At 70.3% G+C, this 15,479-nt stretch carries 16 protein-coding genes and 1 tRNA gene; 7 read left to right on the top strand and 10 right to left on the bottom strand.

Annotated elements, in window-relative coordinates:
- Positions 1–23: 23 nt before the first annotated feature.
- The 3 genes from moaC to TBR22_RS10375 form a co-directional block, all read right to left on the bottom strand.
- Positions 24–521 (bottom strand): cyclic pyranopterin monophosphate synthase MoaC, encoded by a 498-nt coding sequence (moaC, locus tag TBR22_RS10385; RefSeq protein ID WP_239492908.1) that lies wholly within the window; start codon positions 519–521, stop codon positions 24–26.
- Positions 502–1,167: a redox-sensing transcriptional repressor Rex gene (locus tag TBR22_RS10380; RefSeq protein WP_239492907.1), complete on the bottom strand. Its 666-nt coding sequence runs from the start codon at positions 1,165–1,167 to the stop codon at positions 502–504. Before TBR22_RS10380 ends, moaC begins: the two co-directional genes overlap by 20 nt.
- Before the next feature lie 112 nt (positions 1,168–1,279).
- Entirely contained in the window at positions 1,280–2,191 is a 912-nt protein-coding gene (locus TBR22_RS10375; RefSeq protein ID WP_239492906.1) for a hypothetical protein, read from the bottom strand.
- A 95-nt stretch (positions 2,192–2,286) separates the two neighbouring features.
- Here TBR22_RS10375 and TBR22_RS10370 point away from each other — a divergent pair, with 95 nt between their 5' ends.
- Together TBR22_RS10370 and TBR22_RS10365 are read left to right on the top strand one after the other, a co-directional pair.
- Positions 2,287–4,227, top strand: coding sequence for an OPT family oligopeptide transporter (locus TBR22_RS10370; RefSeq protein ID WP_239492905.1), 1,941 nt, complete (start codon positions 2,287–2,289; stop codon positions 4,225–4,227).
- A 28-nt stretch (positions 4,228–4,255) separates the two neighbouring features.
- Positions 4,256–5,404: an Ig-like domain-containing protein gene (locus tag TBR22_RS10365; protein ID WP_239492904.1), complete on the top strand. Its 1,149-nt coding sequence runs from the start codon at positions 4,256–4,258 to the stop codon at positions 5,402–5,404.
- Here TBR22_RS10365 and TBR22_RS10360 read toward each other — a convergent pair.
- The 4 genes from TBR22_RS10360 to TBR22_RS10345 form a co-directional block, all read right to left on the bottom strand.
- On the bottom strand, positions 5,374–6,498 hold the full coding sequence (locus TBR22_RS10360) for a hypothetical protein (protein ID WP_239492903.1): 1,125 nt from the start codon (positions 6,496–6,498) through the stop codon (positions 5,374–5,376). The genes TBR22_RS10365 and TBR22_RS10360 overlap by 31 nt on opposite strands.
- 4 nt (positions 6,499–6,502) lie before the next feature.
- Positions 6,503–7,108 (bottom strand): DUF4126 domain-containing protein, encoded by a 606-nt coding sequence (locus tag TBR22_RS10355; RefSeq protein WP_239492902.1) that lies wholly within the window; start codon positions 7,106–7,108, stop codon positions 6,503–6,505.
- 79 nt (positions 7,109–7,187) lie between these two features.
- Positions 7,188–7,949, bottom strand: coding sequence for a lysophospholipid acyltransferase family protein (locus tag TBR22_RS10350; RefSeq protein ID WP_239492901.1), 762 nt, complete (start codon positions 7,947–7,949; stop codon positions 7,188–7,190).
- A gap of 113 nt (positions 7,950–8,062) precedes the next feature.
- Positions 8,063–8,677: a CarD family transcriptional regulator gene (locus TBR22_RS10345; protein ID WP_239492900.1), complete on the bottom strand. Its 615-nt coding sequence runs from the start codon at positions 8,675–8,677 to the stop codon at positions 8,063–8,065.
- 224 nt (positions 8,678–8,901) lie between these two features.
- On the opposite strand from TBR22_RS10345, the gene TBR22_RS10340 reads away from it, so the two are divergent.
- From TBR22_RS10340 to TBR22_RS10325, 4 genes are all read left to right on the top strand, one after another.
- Positions 8,902–9,456: a cyclopropane-fatty-acyl-phospholipid synthase family protein gene (locus tag TBR22_RS10340; protein ID WP_239492899.1), complete on the top strand. Its 555-nt coding sequence runs from the start codon at positions 8,902–8,904 to the stop codon at positions 9,454–9,456.
- Positions 9,457–9,520: 64 nt separating this feature from the next.
- A tRNA-Leu gene (locus TBR22_RS10335) sits at positions 9,521–9,606 on the top strand.
- 20 nt (positions 9,607–9,626) lie between these two features.
- Positions 9,627–9,812 (top strand): hypothetical protein, encoded by a 186-nt coding sequence (locus tag TBR22_RS10330; protein ID WP_239492898.1) that lies wholly within the window; start codon positions 9,627–9,629, stop codon positions 9,810–9,812.
- A 197-nt stretch (positions 9,813–10,009) separates the two neighbouring features.
- Positions 10,010–11,056, top strand: a complete 1,047-nt coding sequence (locus TBR22_RS10325; RefSeq protein WP_239492897.1) for a hypothetical protein — start codon at positions 10,010–10,012, stop codon at positions 11,054–11,056.
- A gap of 19 nt (positions 11,057–11,075) precedes the next feature.
- Here TBR22_RS10325 and TBR22_RS10320 read toward each other — a convergent pair whose 3' ends face one another.
- The 3 genes from TBR22_RS10320 to TBR22_RS10310 are packed head-to-tail and all read right to left on the bottom strand — an operon-like array spanning position 11,076 to position 14,142.
- Positions 11,076–11,984, bottom strand: coding sequence for a hypothetical protein (locus tag TBR22_RS10320; RefSeq protein WP_239492896.1), 909 nt, complete (start codon positions 11,982–11,984; stop codon positions 11,076–11,078).
- Complete coding sequence (locus TBR22_RS10315) at positions 11,984–12,742, bottom strand: M48 family metallopeptidase (RefSeq protein ID WP_239492895.1); 759 nt, start codon at positions 12,740–12,742, stop codon at positions 11,984–11,986. Before TBR22_RS10315 ends, TBR22_RS10320 begins: the two co-directional genes overlap by 1 nt.
- Positions 12,739–14,142 (bottom strand): phosphatidylserine/phosphatidylglycerophosphate/cardiolipin synthase family protein, encoded by a 1,404-nt coding sequence (locus tag TBR22_RS10310; protein WP_239492894.1) that lies wholly within the window; start codon positions 14,140–14,142, stop codon positions 12,739–12,741. The genes TBR22_RS10315 and TBR22_RS10310 overlap by 4 nt, the downstream gene beginning before the upstream one ends.
- Before the next feature lie 87 nt (positions 14,143–14,229).
- Between TBR22_RS10310 and gltS the strand changes: the two genes are divergently transcribed.
- Positions 14,230–15,456: a sodium/glutamate symporter gene (gene gltS / locus TBR22_RS10305; RefSeq protein ID WP_239492893.1), complete on the top strand. Its 1,227-nt coding sequence runs from the start codon at positions 14,230–14,232 to the stop codon at positions 15,454–15,456.
- The last annotated feature ends 23 nt before the right edge of the window (positions 15,457–15,479 follow it).

Genomic DNA, 15,479 nt, shown 5'->3' with positions numbered 1-15,479 from the left:
GGCCGGGCACCGTCTCTCCCAGTTCAGGATGTGCGTGCCTTGAAGGTACCACTTTGCCCGCCGCGCTTCTCGACGAGCCGGATCCGGTCGATGACCATCTCCCTGTCCACGGCCTTCAGCATGTCGTAGACGGTGAGTCCCGCGACCGCCACGGCCGTCAGCGCCTCCATCTCGACACCCGTCTGCCCGGTGGTCCGCACGCTGGCCTCGATCGCGATCCCGCCGCGCGCCAGTTCGACCGAGACGTCGACCCCGCTCAACGGCAGGGGATGGCACAGCGGGATGAGCGTCGCCGTCCCCTTGGCGGCCATGATCCCGGCGATGCGCGCCGCTTGCAGGGGGTCGCCCTTCTTCACGGTGCCGGTGCGCACCAGTCGACGCGCCGCTGCCGAGACGTGGACGAAGCCACGCGCCACCGCCACGCGATGGGTCACCGGCTTGGCCGAGACGTCCACCATCCGGACGCGGCCCTCGGCGTCGGCGTGCGTGAGCGCGCGGGGCCTACGGGGCGACGTGGCCATGGGCGAGGAAGAACGAGAGGCTCTCGAAGGTGACGGTGAGGTCCATGCTCTTCAACTTCACGTGGGACGGGACACGCAGGTTCCCGGGGGAGAAGTTCAGGATCGCACGGATGCCGGTGGCCACGACGTCGTCGACCGTGCCCTGGGCCGCCTCGGCCGGCACGCTGATGACGGCGATGTCGATCTTCTCCCGCTCGACCAGCCGCGCGAGGTCGCGGACGTGCCGGATCGGGACGCCGCTGCGGGAGTACTGCCCCACCTTCTCCCTGGCCGTGTCGAGCAGCGACACGACGTCGAAGCCGTCCACCCTGAATCCGGGGTAGTCGGCCAGGGCGAGCCCGAGGTTGCCGGCGCCGATGATCACCACCTTGATGCTGCGGTCCAGGCCGAGGATCTGCCGCAGGTGGCGCTTGAGGTCCTTGACGTAGTAGCCGACCCCGCGGATGCCGAACTCGCCGAAATGCGCCAGGTCCTTGCGGATCTGCGCCGCATTCAGCTGGAACTGCGCCTCCAGCCCCTGCGAGGAGACGGTCTTGACCCCGGCGGCGTCGAGCGCCTCGAGGCACCGCAGGTAGACGGACAACCGCGCCGTGGTGAGTTCGGAGACCTGGTCCCCACCGGGCCGGTCACGCGCGAGGTCGGACACGGAGGACAGGATAAGACATCAGGCGACGGGCCCCACGGAGGGAGGACATCACCGAGAGGACGCACACCAGGGAGGCAGCCACTGTCGGCCGTCAGCCTGGTCGGCGATGGTCTCAGAAGAACGGAACTCCCGGCCGCAGCACCACCTGGAAGAACAACAGGGTCAACATCACGGCCACCGCCGGACCAGCCACCTGCAGGCCGGAGGCGCCGCCGAGCGGAGTGACGCGCGCGGCCGGCCAGGACCACGCCTGCACCCACGCGATGCCGACCAGGGTCACGATGACGGGGGGCCCGACGACTTCGGGCAGTTCCCGCGGCACGCGAAACGCGATGATCGGCAGGATCGCAACCAGCGCCGGGACCGTCGCCAATCGCAGGACGACGCGGGCCCGCGGGCCGGCGGTGGCCAGTGCGCCAGGGTCGTCGACCATCGCCAGCACCGCTCTCGTCACGGTGAGCGCGACCGCCACGATCGCAACCACCGCCAGAACGGCAGCCGTCGTCTGCAGGCCATCACCGAGCCCGATGAAAGCGAAGGCCCGTCCGACGTCGCTGCGCGCGTCGAGGACCGCCGCCACCACCTGCAGCAACGCCTGCACCGCCCCCTGGTACGTCATCCAGATCAGGAACAGCGTGGTCGTCGGGCGCCGCGTGGTGGCACGCCGCAGCAGCAGGCACACCGCCGCGGAGACCAGGATGGCGAGGGCGCCGGTCCCCTGGAACAACTCGGCAAGGGGGTGATCGCCGCCCCAGTCATGGTTGTTGTGATAGAGGACCGGCCGCAGGCCGGGCGTGAGGGCCTTCGGCACCACGAGGAAGAGTTCCTGGATGAAGAACGTGACGTTGAACGCCAGCGTGTAGAGCAGCGCCGACGAGCAGCTCGCCCTCCAGTTCCACGGGGGCACTGCTGATGCGACGCCCGGACGCGGCCGCGACGCGAGCACCGCGCCGAGCGCGTTGGCGACCAGAGGGGCGGCGACCAGCAGCAACAGCGCCGCAAGTCCTGTGATTCGGGCGGCCATGGGTCGCCTCATCATAGCCACGCGATGGCGGACAGCGTGGGCTCGAGGCCCTCGCGTGTCCCGTTGTCACCTGATCTGCGGTACCTTCCCCCTCCATGGCCCAGCCCACGTTCACCCCGTATGTGCCCCCGGACCAGGCCCCGCCGGAGTTCACGGCCAAGGCCGTGCTCCTCGGCGCCCTCTTCGGCCTGCTGTTCGGCGCCTCCACCGTCTACCTCGGGTTGCGGGCCGGACTGACCGTGAGCGCGTCGATTCCCATCGCGGTGCTCGCCATCTCGGTCCTGAAGAAGTTCGGCGGCTCCACCATCCTGGAGAACAACATCGTCCAGACGATCGGCTCCGCAGGAGAGTCGGTCGCCGCCGGCGTGGTGTTCACGATCCCGGCCCTCATCTTCCTCACGCCCTACGGCCCGGCCTATTTCAACTACTTCCAGATCACCATGCTGGCCTTTGCCGGCGGCATCCTCGGCGTGCTGCTCATGGTGCCGCTCCGCCGGGCGCTGATCGTGAAGGAGCACGGCGTGCTCCCCTACCCCGAGGGCGCCGCCTGCGCCGACGTGCTCATCGCCGGCGAACGCGGCGGGCAGTTGGCGACGCTCGTGTTCCAGGGACTCGGGATTGGCGCCCTGTTCAAGGCGCTCCCCTGGATCTTCCAGCTCGTACGCACCGAGGTGGGTTACACGACGCCGAAGACCAGCGCCTTCCCCAACGCGACCCTCAACGTCGACATCTCGCCCGAGTACATGGGCGTGGGGTACGTCATCGGGCCCCGCATCGCCGGCGAGATGGTGGCCGGTGGCGTGCTCTCCTGGATGGTGCTGCTGCCCCTGCTGACGATCCTCGGCGCCTACATGCCGACGCCCTTCCCGCCCGCTCCGCCCGACGGCCTGCGGATCGTCGACATGGCGCCGGGCCAGATCTGGAGCCAGTACATCCGGTACATCGGCGCCGGCGCGGTGCTCGCGGCGGGCCTGATCACGCTGGCACGCACGATTCCGACGATCATCGGCTCGTTTCGCGACTCGGTGAAGGACTTCCGCGCCGACTCGGCCGGCCGCACGCAACTGCGCACCGAGCGGGACGTGCCGGTGGCGGTCGTCCTCGGCGGCACGTTGCTGCTCGCGGTGGTGCTCGCGATCGCGCCCGGCATGCCGACGCAGGGCAACCCGCTGGCCGCGGCGCTCGTCGTCATCTTCGGCTTCTTCTTCGTGACGGTGGCCTCGCGCATCGTCGGCCTCATCGGGAGTTCGTCGAGCCCGGTGTCCGGCATGACGATCGCCACGCTCATCCTGACGTGCACGATCTTCGTGAGCATCGGCTGGACCGGCGATGTCTACGCGCCCATCGCCCTCACCGTCGGCGCCGTCGTGTGCATCGCCGCGGCCAACGCGGGGGCGACGTCGCAGGACCTCAAGACCGGCTTCCTGGTCGGTGCCACGCCCCGCTCACAGCAAATCGGTCTGGTGATCGGCGTGCTGGTGTCGGCCCTCATCATCGGCGTCACGACGCTGTACCTCCACAAGGTCATGGTCATCGGTTCCAACGCGCTGCCGGCGCCGCAGGCCACCCTGATGTCGACCATCATCAAGGGCCTCCTGAGCCAGAACCTGCCGTGGGGCCTCGTCCTCACCGGCGTGTTCATCGCCGTCACGATGGAACTGTGCGGAGTGCGGTCGCTGTCGTTCGCGGTCGGCGCCTACCTGCCGATCGCGACGACCGCGCCGATCTTCGTCGGAGGCGTGGTGCGCTGGCTGGTCGAGCGCTCGACGGGCCAGCACGAAGAGTCCGAGGTCAGCGCCGGCACCCTGTTCAGTTCGGGCCTGATTGCGGGCGGATCGATCGCGGGCATCATCTACGCGGTGCTCTACGGCTCGCGGGAGTACATGCCGACGGCCCTGCGGGTCGAGGACGCCCAGGAGAGCCTCGGCCGCATCCCGGCGCTGCACGAAGGCACGGTCGGGCACCTGATCGGACTGGTCGTCTTCCTCGGGCTGGGCGTCATCCTGGCGCGGGTCGGCCGACGTCGCGTCAACTGAGACGGCTCGGCCGGCGTCGTATCACCATATGCTCCAGCGCGCGTTCGCCCTTGCCCTCGTCCTGGTCCTGGCCGGCAGCGTCCCGGCCCGCGCCCAACTACGGGCGGAGACCTCGTCGGGGCGCAAGGCGACGACGCTCGACGCGCTGGTCGCGTACGCCGGCTTCTACCACCTGCAGGCCGTACGGGTGCGCGGCAAGCTCGTCACCGACCAGGTCGGCACGGCGTTGCTGAGCGGGCAGACCCGCCTGCTGACCGTCGGCGAGGCCGCCGTGGCGCAGGTGGAAGGCGAAGTCGAAGCCACCGGCACGTTCATCGACGTCGGGCGCCTGCAGCAGGACGACCAGCGCGTCGGCACCTACAGCCTGGTCGCCCTGTCGCAGAAGGTCCTGCAGCGCGACTGGCCCGGGCAGGGCGAATTGCCGGTCCTGCTCGTCTCCGAGGTGAAGAAGTCCGAGCCGCTCACCGCGGCGTCGGTGCGCGCGCTCGCGCTCGAGCCGGCGCGGTTCGAGGGGCAGTCGGTGACCGTGAGCGGCCGGTTCCGCGGCCGGAACCTGTTCGGCGACCAGCCTGCGGCCCCGGCCCGCAGCAAGTTCGACTTCGTGATCCAGTTGGCCGACGCCAGCGTCTGGGTCGTCGGCCGGCGCCCCAAGGGCCCGGGCTTCGACCTCAACGTCGAAGCCCGCGTCGACACCGGCCGCTGGCTGGAGATCCAGGGCGACCTCCGCACGGCCAAGGGCCTGGTCTACATCGAGGCCATCTCGATCAGGACGACGCAGGCGGTCACCGACGCGGCACCGGCCGAGACGGTCACGGAAGTCGCGCCGCCCCCGCCCGCGCCGCAGGTCGTGTTCAGCACACCGACGGCCAACGAGATCGACGTGCCGGCCGACGCCCGGGTACGAATCCAGTTCTCCCGCGACATGACCGCCGAGTCGTTCAAGGGCAACGTCCAGGCCGCCTACGACCCGAAGGAGGCCGCCGAGCGCGGCGTCCCCCAGACGCAGCCGCCGCCGTTCGTCGCCAACTACGACCAGGGCCGGCGGATGCTCGAGCTGAAGTTCTCGGGCCCGTTCGATCGCTTCCGCACCGTGATCATCCGGCTCGCGCCCGGCATCGTCGCCTTCGACAACCAGCCGCTCGCCCCTTACGAGTTGCGCTTCACCGTCGGCGGCTGACCGGTCGCGGGCGGGGCTCCGGCCACGGCCAGGTCGACCAGCAGGCGCGCGATGCTCGCCCAGGCACGGTCGGCACGCACCGCCTTGCGCACGTCGGCGAGCCGCCGGGCCTGATCGGCGGCATGCTCGACGAGCGCCACCACCTCGCGTGCCAGGCGCGCGCCCCGGAAGTCGTCGTCGACCAGTTCCGGCACGACGAACTCGCCAGCGACCCGGTTCGGCCATGCCTCGAACGGCACCACGCGGCCCCCCAGGCTCGGCGCAACGGCCTGCGCGGCGCGTTCGGTCCACGTCCGTCGACGCGCGAGCAGCAGCGGCGTCCCCAACAGGGCCGCCAACAGCGTCGTCTCGCCATCGCTGCAGAGGGCGACATCGGCCGCCGTCACCACGGTGCGCGCCGGCGCGGCATGCACGGTGACACCGGGTGCGCCGCCAAGGAGCCGACGCGCCGGGTCGGCCTGCGCCGCGCCCGATACCGCGATGGCGACCTGGAGACGCTCGCCACTTCCCTGCCAGTGCCGCAGCGCCTCGCGGAGCACCGGCGCCAGGCACGGCAGGTCGCCGCCGGCCGCGCCCGCGCACACGGCCACCACGGGCAGATCCTCACCGAGCCCCAGCGTGCGGCGCGCCGCCGCGCGGTCCTCCGCCAGCGGCAACGTCACGTCGTCGGCCATCGGATGGCCGACGCGGTGCACTGTCGCCCCGGCCGCCAGCAAGTCCTCCACGTCGTCGATGGGCGACGCAATCACGAGATCGCAGGCCGCCGCGAGCCGTGAGGCCGGCCACGGCCACTGGATGCGGGCAGGCCCTGCCAGGATCGCCACCGGCACGCCATGCCGACGCAAGCGCCTGCCCAGCCTCGCCTGCCCCACCCGGCCACCGCCCACCAACAGCGCCGCGTCGACGGGCGTGCGCTGCAGACCGGACGTCAGCGAGCCGCTGATGGCGATGTCGCGGGTGTCCTCGCGGGCCAGCGCGATGCCCCCGAGGCGAGAGACGTCCAGCGACGGTGCCACGGTACGCAAGGCCCGCACCACGCCGACGGCAAGACCGTCGGCGTCGGACTCGAGCACCGCCACGAGCAGGTGCAGCACGGCGTCAGGCGGGCTGGTCGCCGAGCAGGGCGCGGCGGCGACGGGCGAACAGGCGCTTCAGGCTCCCGATGACCATGGAGAGCGCGACCAGCGACACCACGAACGCAATCGCGACGACGGCGAGGGCGAGGACGGGGTACCTCAGCGCGAGCATGGCCAGCCCGAGCACGAAGACGTCCTCCGACAGGCTCAGGATCCAGTTGGAAAACGGCTCTGGGCTCGCATTCACGGTGACGCGCGCGCCCGCCTTGGTCAGGTGGCTCGAGGCCGCGAGCCCGCCGCCGAGCAACGCGACGAGCCCCTGCATCAGGGGAGAGGCCTCGCCGAGCGTGCTGACGGCGATCAGCGCGCCGCCAAGGGGACGGATGGCGGTGTGGACGCTGTCCCACAGCGTGTCGACCCAGGGAATCTTGTCGGCGACGAACTCGATGACGAACAGGGCCAGTGCCGAGTAGATGATCGCGTCGTGGTCGAACACCTTGAACTGCGCGGGCAGCGAGACCCACCCGTACCGAGCGGCGAGGCCGAGGATGCCGACGGTGGCGTACAGGTTGACGCCCGCGGTCATCGAGAAGCCGAGGGTGCGGCCCAGCGTCACGAGGATGTCCATGTCTGCGCTCCTCGGGAGCACCCGGCGCCCCCGCCTCTCAGGCTACCCCGAAGCGTGTCCGGGCGGCGGGGTGAGTCGCTCAGCCGCGCGTCGACGCGGCATCGGCGGCCGCCGCCTCGACCAGCAGGCGGGCCACCTCGTTGCGCACGCGCTCGGTGAGCTCGTCGCGCTGCGCGATCTGCAGACCGACGGTCTCGACCGGGGGCCCGAAATGGACGCGCACCGTCGTCGGCCAGATCAACGGGCTGCCCGGTCGCATGGCGCGCGCCGCTCCGAAGATCGCCGTCGGCACGATCGGCGCCTGGGCCTTGAGCGCGAGCACGAAGGCGCCCTTCTTGAACGGCAGCAACTCGCCGGTCCGGCTGCGGGTGCCCTCGGGGAACATCAACAGTGAGTTGCCCGACTGCACGCTCGCGGTGGCCCGATCGATGGCCTGCGTGGCGCGCTCGCGGTTCTCGCGCTCGATGGGGACGAACCCCACCTGGTCGAAGCCACGGCCCAGGATCGGCGTCTTGCGCAGCACGGCCTTGTAGACGACCTTCAGCTTCGGCGTCAGGCTGCGCAGCACGGCGAACAGGATGGGGGGCTCGACGTTGCTCGCGTGGTTGACCGTGTAGAGCGCGGAGCGGTGGTGCTGGATGTACTCGCTGCCGACCACCTCGGCGCGGATGCCCAGGATGGCCATGGCGATCCGGACGCAGTTGATGCCGAGGACGATCAGGTGCCGGTGGGTGTTGGTCAGGAGGGCGACGAGCAGCGCCGGCGTGCCGATGATCACGATGTACGCAATCACGAAGACGTAGGCGACGATGCTGCGGATGGCGGTGATCAGCGTGAACACGTGGGCGTCTGTCTCGGCCGGGGAAAGGCGGGCGCTCTACGCGAAAGAGCCCGGCGATCTTTCGACCACCGGGCTCCCCGCGGTTTCATCGGGAACCGTGGACTGCGCGGAACCTAATTGCCGCTGAGGGCGCGGCGAGCCGTTGCACGAGACGCCGTCGCCACCTTCGGCGCGACCACCTTGGCCGCCATGGCGACTGCCGGCCGGCGAGCCGGGGTGGTCTCGTCCTTGGTCTTGAAACACCGGCACAGGGCTTCGTCGACCATGGTCTCGACGCCGGCCATCGGCTGGTGGGTGACTTCGGAGATTTCCGAGATGACGAGGAAGCGGGCCCTGTCGAGCATGCGCTTCTCGCGGAAGGAGAGGTTCTTCGACTTGCTGAGGTAACAGAGGCTCTTCAGTACTTCGACCACATCGTAGATGGAGCCCGTTCGCATCCGATCCGAGTTGTCCTTGAAGCGACCCTTCCAGTTCTGGTGACTGTCGATGTTGCCGTCGGAAAGCAAACCGTACAGCTTCTGGATTTCTTCGTCGCACACCGCGCGGCGAAGGCCGACGCTCTCGACGTTGTTGACGGGCACGAGCACCGTCGTCTCGTTTGCCACCATGCGCAATTGATAGAAATCGCACACGGTTCCCAGAATCGTCTTGGTCTCGATTCGTTCAACGACACCGAGGCCATGATTCGGGTAGATGACCTTGTCACCGACCTGAAATGTCACAGGCACCCCTCTCTCCGGAATGATGCACAGGTAGCGGTTCCAGCGATATGGTCCGAGAAACGCTGTCAGTATAGCGTAGAACGTGAGCGTCTTCCCAGCCACCGAGACCCGCCATCCAACCAGGTGCGGGGCCGGGACGTCGTAAGGGCGCCGGCAGGCCCGCGTTCGACTGCCGTGGAGAGACCACACCGATGAGTTTACGCGTGTTCCGTTCGCTCGGCGCTCTGTCCATGGCACTCACCATGTTGGCGCCCCCGCTTGCCCTGCAGGCGGCCGGGCCTGCGCCGGCAGCGGGCCAGCCGACGCTGGCGCCCTACGTGCCCACCCCACAGGACGTCGTCGAGCGGATGCTCACCATGGCCGGGGTCGGCGCCAACGACGTGGTCATCGACCTCGGCTCGGGAGACGGCCGGCTGGTCGTGACGGCGGCAAAGAAGTTCGGGGCCCGGGGCATCGGCATCGACATCGATCCGGCCCGCATCGCCGAGGGGCGGGCCAATGCCAAGGCGGCAGGGGTCGAGTCCCGCGTCGAGTTCCGACAGCAGGATGCGTTGGAGGCCGACCTCTCGCAGGCGACCGTGGTCACGCTCTATCTCCTGTCGTCCTCGAACGTGAAGCTGCGGCCACGACTGCTGAGCCAGTTGAAGCCGGGTGCGCGCGTCGTGTCGCACCAGTTCGGTATGGGCGATTGGCAGCCGGACAAGGTCGAAACGTTCACCGACGCCAACGGCACCAGCCGCACGCTCTACCTCTGGACGGTCGGCGCCAACACGCCGAAGCCCTGACCTCGGCCGCCGCCCGGCAGGGCCGCGTCACGAATCGGCGGCGTTTTGGTAGACTGCCGTCCGCGCCCGCTTGGCGAAATGGCAGACGCAGGGGACTCAAAATCCCCCGCCCGCAAGGGCATCTCGGTTCGAGTCCGAGAGCGGGCACCATACTTCTTCCTCGGCATCCCATGACCTCCTGGGCTGGCCTGCTCCTCGCCGCGACGAGCCTCTGGGCGATGCTCTCGCTCGTCCTCGGCCAGCCGACGCCCGGCAACGCCCGGACGCGGATGGCGTTCGTGCTCGCTTGGGGGATGGGCGTGCTCGGCGCGGGATGGCTGGCCCACAGGGGCCCGACCAGGCTCAGATCACGCTGACCCGGCCGATGCCAGCAGTCGCCACGGCTGGCCCCGAATCGGGGGCCCTCGTCCGCACGCTTGCCGGGCTCTCGCGCTACGAATGCCGACACTCGGGCAGTTGCTGTCGGGCGGGGTGGCCCATCCCGGTCGAGCCAGCACCGCTGCTGCTCCTGCGCCAAGGACTCGTCGCTGGGCGGGTGTCCACACGAGCAGATGTGGCCGTTGAAGAGGGCAATATACTCGGTCGTTTGACCGACGGCGAGTGCGGTTTTCATGCGAGTCACGCCGAGCAGCCGGGGTGCACGCTCGAGCAGCAGCTCGGCCATCTGGCCCTTCCCCACAGCTGCCGCCAGTTCCCCCGGATCCTGCTGCTCGACGCGCGGGGCTGGCAGCAGACCCTGTCGGCGTGGTGTGGCTCCTCGGCCGCGCTCCTGCTCGATGACTCGGTCAGCACCGCAGGATTTCTATCGTTCGCCCTCATTGAGGCTGTCCCAAGGGTCCATGTCGAGGGCCTCGATGCGAGCACGACATGGCCTCCGCTCCTGAGACCGGGTGTCCTGGCGGGCCACGATGGCTATGCCGCCTGGGAGCGGGTCGTGCTTGCCGACCTCCTGCCGAGGGCCGGCACCGCCCACTCGCTCACGGTCGTGCTAGAGACGTTGGTCCACTTCACGTCTGCGGTGAGAGAATGGCAGGCCACAGACGCCGCCCTGGTTGATTTTGTCGACAAGCACGCTCGCGCCCTCCAGTGGCGCGGCAGGCGCGCGACCGCGGACGGCGACGACCCCCTGGGATATCTGCTGAAAGACCTAATAAATAACGTACCCGAGGACTGGCGACCGTCAGACTGGCCTGCCGACCTGCCGGAGCCTTCGTCGGACGATCGTCCACTGACGCGCCCACATGCCGAACGCGCCCTGGCGCGGTACCTCGGCACGCGGCTGTGCGCGTCATGGGTGGCGTATCAGGGTGAGGGCTTGCTGTCGGTCACCGGGTCGCTGATCGCCTGCCACGCGCTGGTCGTCCTGGCGCTGACGTCGAGTCCTGACGCCCCCATGACATTTGGCCGAATGACCAATGCATTGCGCGCCGCCGACTGGCTGGTGCTGCACCTCCTCGATCGCGACCGATGGGCCGCGTCGTGCAGCGAGAGCGAAAGCTTCAGCGGAGCGACACGCCTTCACGCGTTGGTGGCGGCGGCCGGGGCCCGCCTCGATCGCATCCGATGGGCCTCCCGCCTGGACGACACCGGGGCCGGCTGAAGGGCGCGGAAGGTCGAGCCTAAGGGTTGGAGGGGGTGTCGAACGCCGCGACGGCCGCCGCCGCCGCCGCGAGCGCCTCCTGTCGGCGCTCGGCCTCTCGCGCCGCCGCGTCGAGCGCCGTGCGCCCGGCCTCCACGGCCTGAGTGGCCGACGCGAGCCGCGCGCGCGCGGCCTCGAACTCCCGCTCGGCGTCGTTCAACTCGCCGGAAGCAGCCTCGAGGGCACGCTCGAGTTCCACCCGCCGTTCCCGGGCCAGAGCCTCGCGCTCCTGGGCATCGGAGAGACGGGCCTCGGCGGCCAGCCGCTGTGGGTCGGGCGCGCGCGGCACCGCGGGTTCGGGCGTCGCCTGGCGGGCCACGATCTCGAAGCGCCGGGCAGGGGGTGGCGCTCCTGCTGGCAGGACCAGGCCGGCGAGGGCCTGCAGTCCCGGCAACGGCACCTCCTCCACCAACTGGCCGTGCGCGAGTCGCCCGTCCCGTCCGTGTGCGGCCAGCGCCTCGAACGAGGCGCGGACCGGACCGGCAAGGCTCTCGCCGATGCCCATCGCCTCGCTCGAGGCCATCGACAGGGCCTCGTCCACCGCCGCCTGGACGGCCTGGTCGCGCAGGCGCAGGGTGAGCGAGAGATCGGCGTCGCCGTCCCCGAGGAGCCGAGCCTGCTGCGCGGCACGCGCCGCCATGCCGGCGTCGAGCAGCGCGTCGTACGCCGGGCGGGCGCGCCAGAACACCTGATTCACCAGGTGCGCGGCGCGCGAGGGCTTGGCCGCGGTCGCGAGTCGGGCCGCCACGTCCTTGTGCCCGCTCGCCTTCAACTGCGAGACGACGGCGCGCCGGCGCGTGATGAACTCGGCCAGCGGGCCCTGATAGAGCGAGGCCAGCGCCGCGCTCGTGTCGACCATGGCGCCCTCGTCGGCAGTCCGTGTCGGCATCAGCAGAGGCCCAGGCCTTCCGCGCGCAACCACGCCCGCGAGGTCGCGTAGTCGGGGCAGACTGCGGCGACCTCCGCCCAGAATCGGGGCGAGTGATTCGGTTGCCTGAGGTGCATCAGCTCGTGGAGCAGCACGTAGTCGCACACCTCCGCCGGCATCTGCAGCAGCCGCCAGTTGAGCGCGATGCTGCCGTCGCGCGAACAGGACCCCCAGCGCGAACGCTGGCTGCGCACCGTGACTCGTGACACCGTGAGGTCGTGCCGCGCGGCGAACGCCAGCAGGCGCGGTGGCAACTCGGCGGCCGCACGGGCCCGCATGAGGGGTTCGATCACGGGCCGGTAGTCGTCGCGCGGAGGCACCGTGGCCACAAGGTCGCCGCAGCGCACCACGACGCGGGTCGCGTCGACCTGCGCCACGTCCAGGATCACCGGCAGGCCGCGCCACCAGATGCGCTGGCCCTGACGCCACCGCAGGTCGTGCCGCCGCCCGGCAATCTCCTGCCGCCGCTCGTCGATCCAGCGCGTGCGGGTCCTGACGAAGGCCTCGGCCTCGCGCCGCGATCCGTAACGCGGGATCGTCACGCGCACCGTCGCGTCGGGCAGCACCCGGAGGATGTAGCGGCGCGCGCGGCCGTTGCGCACGAAGGTGAGCGCCGGCGAAGGCATCGCCGGCGAAGGCGCCACGGCCAGCATCGGCGCCGCCTCGTCGCGTTCGGCGCACTCGCGCCAGGGGAACGACAGCTGTGCCGGACGACTCACACCTGCTCCTTGAGCAACGATGCCAGCAGTTCCTGGCCGCGCGTCAGCACGCTGCGGCGTTGCCAGTCCTCGCGCGCCACCGGCTGGCTGGCCGCCAGATCCTCCTCGAACAGGTCGGTCATCGCGGCCACGAAGCCCGTGTCGCACACGCACACGCTCGTCTCCTCGTTGTGGGCGAAGGACCGGTTGTCGAAGTTGCTGGTGCCCACGGTACACCAGCAGCCGTCCACGAGCATGACCTTCTGGTGCAGCATCGAGTGGTGATACTCGTACAGACGCACGCCGCCGTCCAGCAGGACGCCGTAGAGCCGGCGGCTGTTCTGACGGGCCAGCCAGTTGTCGGTGCGGCGTCCGGTCATGAGGACCCGCACCTGCACGCCCCGCGCGACCGCCTCCACCAGCGTGTCGATCGCGGTCTCGTCGGGCACGAAGTAGGGATTGACGATGTCGATGCGGCGTCGCGCCGAGACGATGGCCAGGTAGTACATCAGCCGCGCCGATGACGCGCCGGCATCCGGCGACGAGTGGATCACCTGCACCTCGAGCGGCCCGGCCTCTCGCCGCGGCGGGAAGAACGCCTCGCCCTGCACGATCTCGCCCGTCGTGCGCAGCCAGTTCTGCGCGAACCCCGACAGCAGCGGCCCGACGGCTGGCCCCTCCAGGCGGAACATCATGTCGCGCCACTCGTCGGGCGGCTGCGCCGTGCCGCGCCAGTGATCGGCGATGCCCGCCCCGCCGGTGAACCCGACGCGGCCGTCGACCACCACCGTCTTGCGGTGCGTCCGGTTGTTGAACCGCCCGACGGTGTACCACCGGATCGGCGTGTACCAGGCGATCTGGCAGCCGGCCTCCGACAGCGTGGCGTACGCGCGCTCGCCGAGCGTCGCTGATCCCACGGCATCGAGCAGCAGCTTGACCTGCACGCCGGCGCGGGCCCGCTCGGCCAGCACCGCGCAGAACGCCTCGGCCGTCTCGCCCGCCCAGAAGATGTACTGCTCGATGCAGATCGACCGCCGCGCCTGTCGCAGTGCCGCCAGCATCGCCGGGTAGAACGCGTCGCCGTTGTTGAGGATGTCGATCCGGTTGCCCGGCACGAAGTCGACGCCCGTCACCCCGATCATCGTGTCGAGGAAGCCGCGCGACCCCGCCGGGTCGGTGTGCTCGAGGCCGAGGCGCGGCGGCCGCTCGGCCGGCCGCAGCACGAACGTCACGAAGGCGAGCGCCAGCATTCCGGCCGACCAGTACCAGCGATCCTGGATCAGGAACCAGCCGGTCAGCAGGGCCCATGGCTGCCAGAGCCAGATCACCCGGCGGATGCGCGTGCTGAGCCACGGGGCGCCGCGCGGCCGGCGCTGCTCCTGCAGGGTGCGCCAGCGACGCGGAACCGGGCGCTGACGCAAGGCGTCCAGGTGCGCCCTGGGCCGCGACGAGGGACCGCGCCGGGGGGAAGCCATGGAGGCCGGGACGGCCTTGTGTATCATCGCGGCGTGTTCGCGATCAACGCCATCCATACGCTGGCCTTCGCCGGCGTCGTGCTGTTTGCCGGCTACGCGATCCGGCGTCGCCTCGGGTGGCTGGCGCGACTGAACATCCCGGCGCCGGTCATCGGCGGCCTGCTGGTCTCGATCGCGATGACCGTCGGCTACGCGCGCGGCCACGTGCCGTTCACGTTCGACACCACCCTGCGCGATCCCCTCATGATCGCGTTCTTCACCAGCGTCGGCTTCGGCGCCAGCGTCGGCCTCCTCAAGCGCGGCGGTCCGCTCGTGCTGTGGTTCCTCGCCGCCTCCACGGTCTTCACCGTCCTGCAGAACGTGCTCGGCGTGGTCGCGGCGCGCCTGCTCGGTCAGCCGCCACTGTTCGGCGTGCTCGCCGGTTCGGTCACTCTGGCCGGCGGCCCCGCCACCGGCCTCGCCTTCGCGCCCCTCTTCGAGCAGGCCGGCGTCGCCGGCGCCGAGACCATCGCCGTGGCGGCCGCCATGGCGGGCATCGTCACCGGCGGCCTGCTCGGCGGCCCGGTCGGCACGTGGCTCATCGAGCACCGGCTCCACCGGGGCCTGCGCCCCGGCGGCGGACACGAGGACCTCGTCGCCCACCATGTGGTGGAGTCGGCGCTGCCCGGATCGGCCGAGGCTCCCGGCAGCGAGGACCGCGAAGCCTACGCCCTGTTGAAGGCCACCGCGCTGCTGCTCTTCGCCATGTGGGTCGGCGCCGGCATCAGCGACTGGCTCACCGCGATGGGCGTCATCCTGCCCCGCTACATCGGCGCGATGCTCGCGGCCATCGTGCTCAGGAACCTCGACGAGTTCACCGGCTGGTTCGGCATCTCGCAGGCCATCATCGACGACCTCGGCACGGTCGCCCTGGCGTTCTTCATCGCCATCGCGCTGATGACGCTCAAGCTGTGGCAGCTCGCCGGCCTGGCCCTGCCTCTCGCCCTGCTGCTGGTCGTGCAGGTCGTCTTCGTGGCGCTGGTCGCGCCGCCGCTCATCTTCCGACTCATGGGACGCGATTACGACGCGGCCGTCATGTCGAGTGGCTTCATCGGGTTCATGCTCGGCACCACCGCCAATGCGATGGCCAACATGGAGGCCCTCTCGGAGCGGTACGGCCCCGCCCCCCGGGCCTTCCTCGTGGTGCCGATGGTCGGGGCCTTCTTCATCGACGTGGTCAACAACGTCGTGATCACGACCTTCCTCAACATCTACCGGTAAGGTCCGACGGTCGGCGGCAGGGT

The organism is Luteitalea sp. TBR-22, assembly GCF_016865485.1.
GTDB lineage: Bacteria > Acidobacteriota > Vicinamibacteria > Vicinamibacterales > Vicinamibacteraceae > Luteitalea.
The sequence above is the reverse complement of the archived record's forward strand: the minus strand, read 5'-3'. Positions and strand labels throughout refer to the sequence as shown.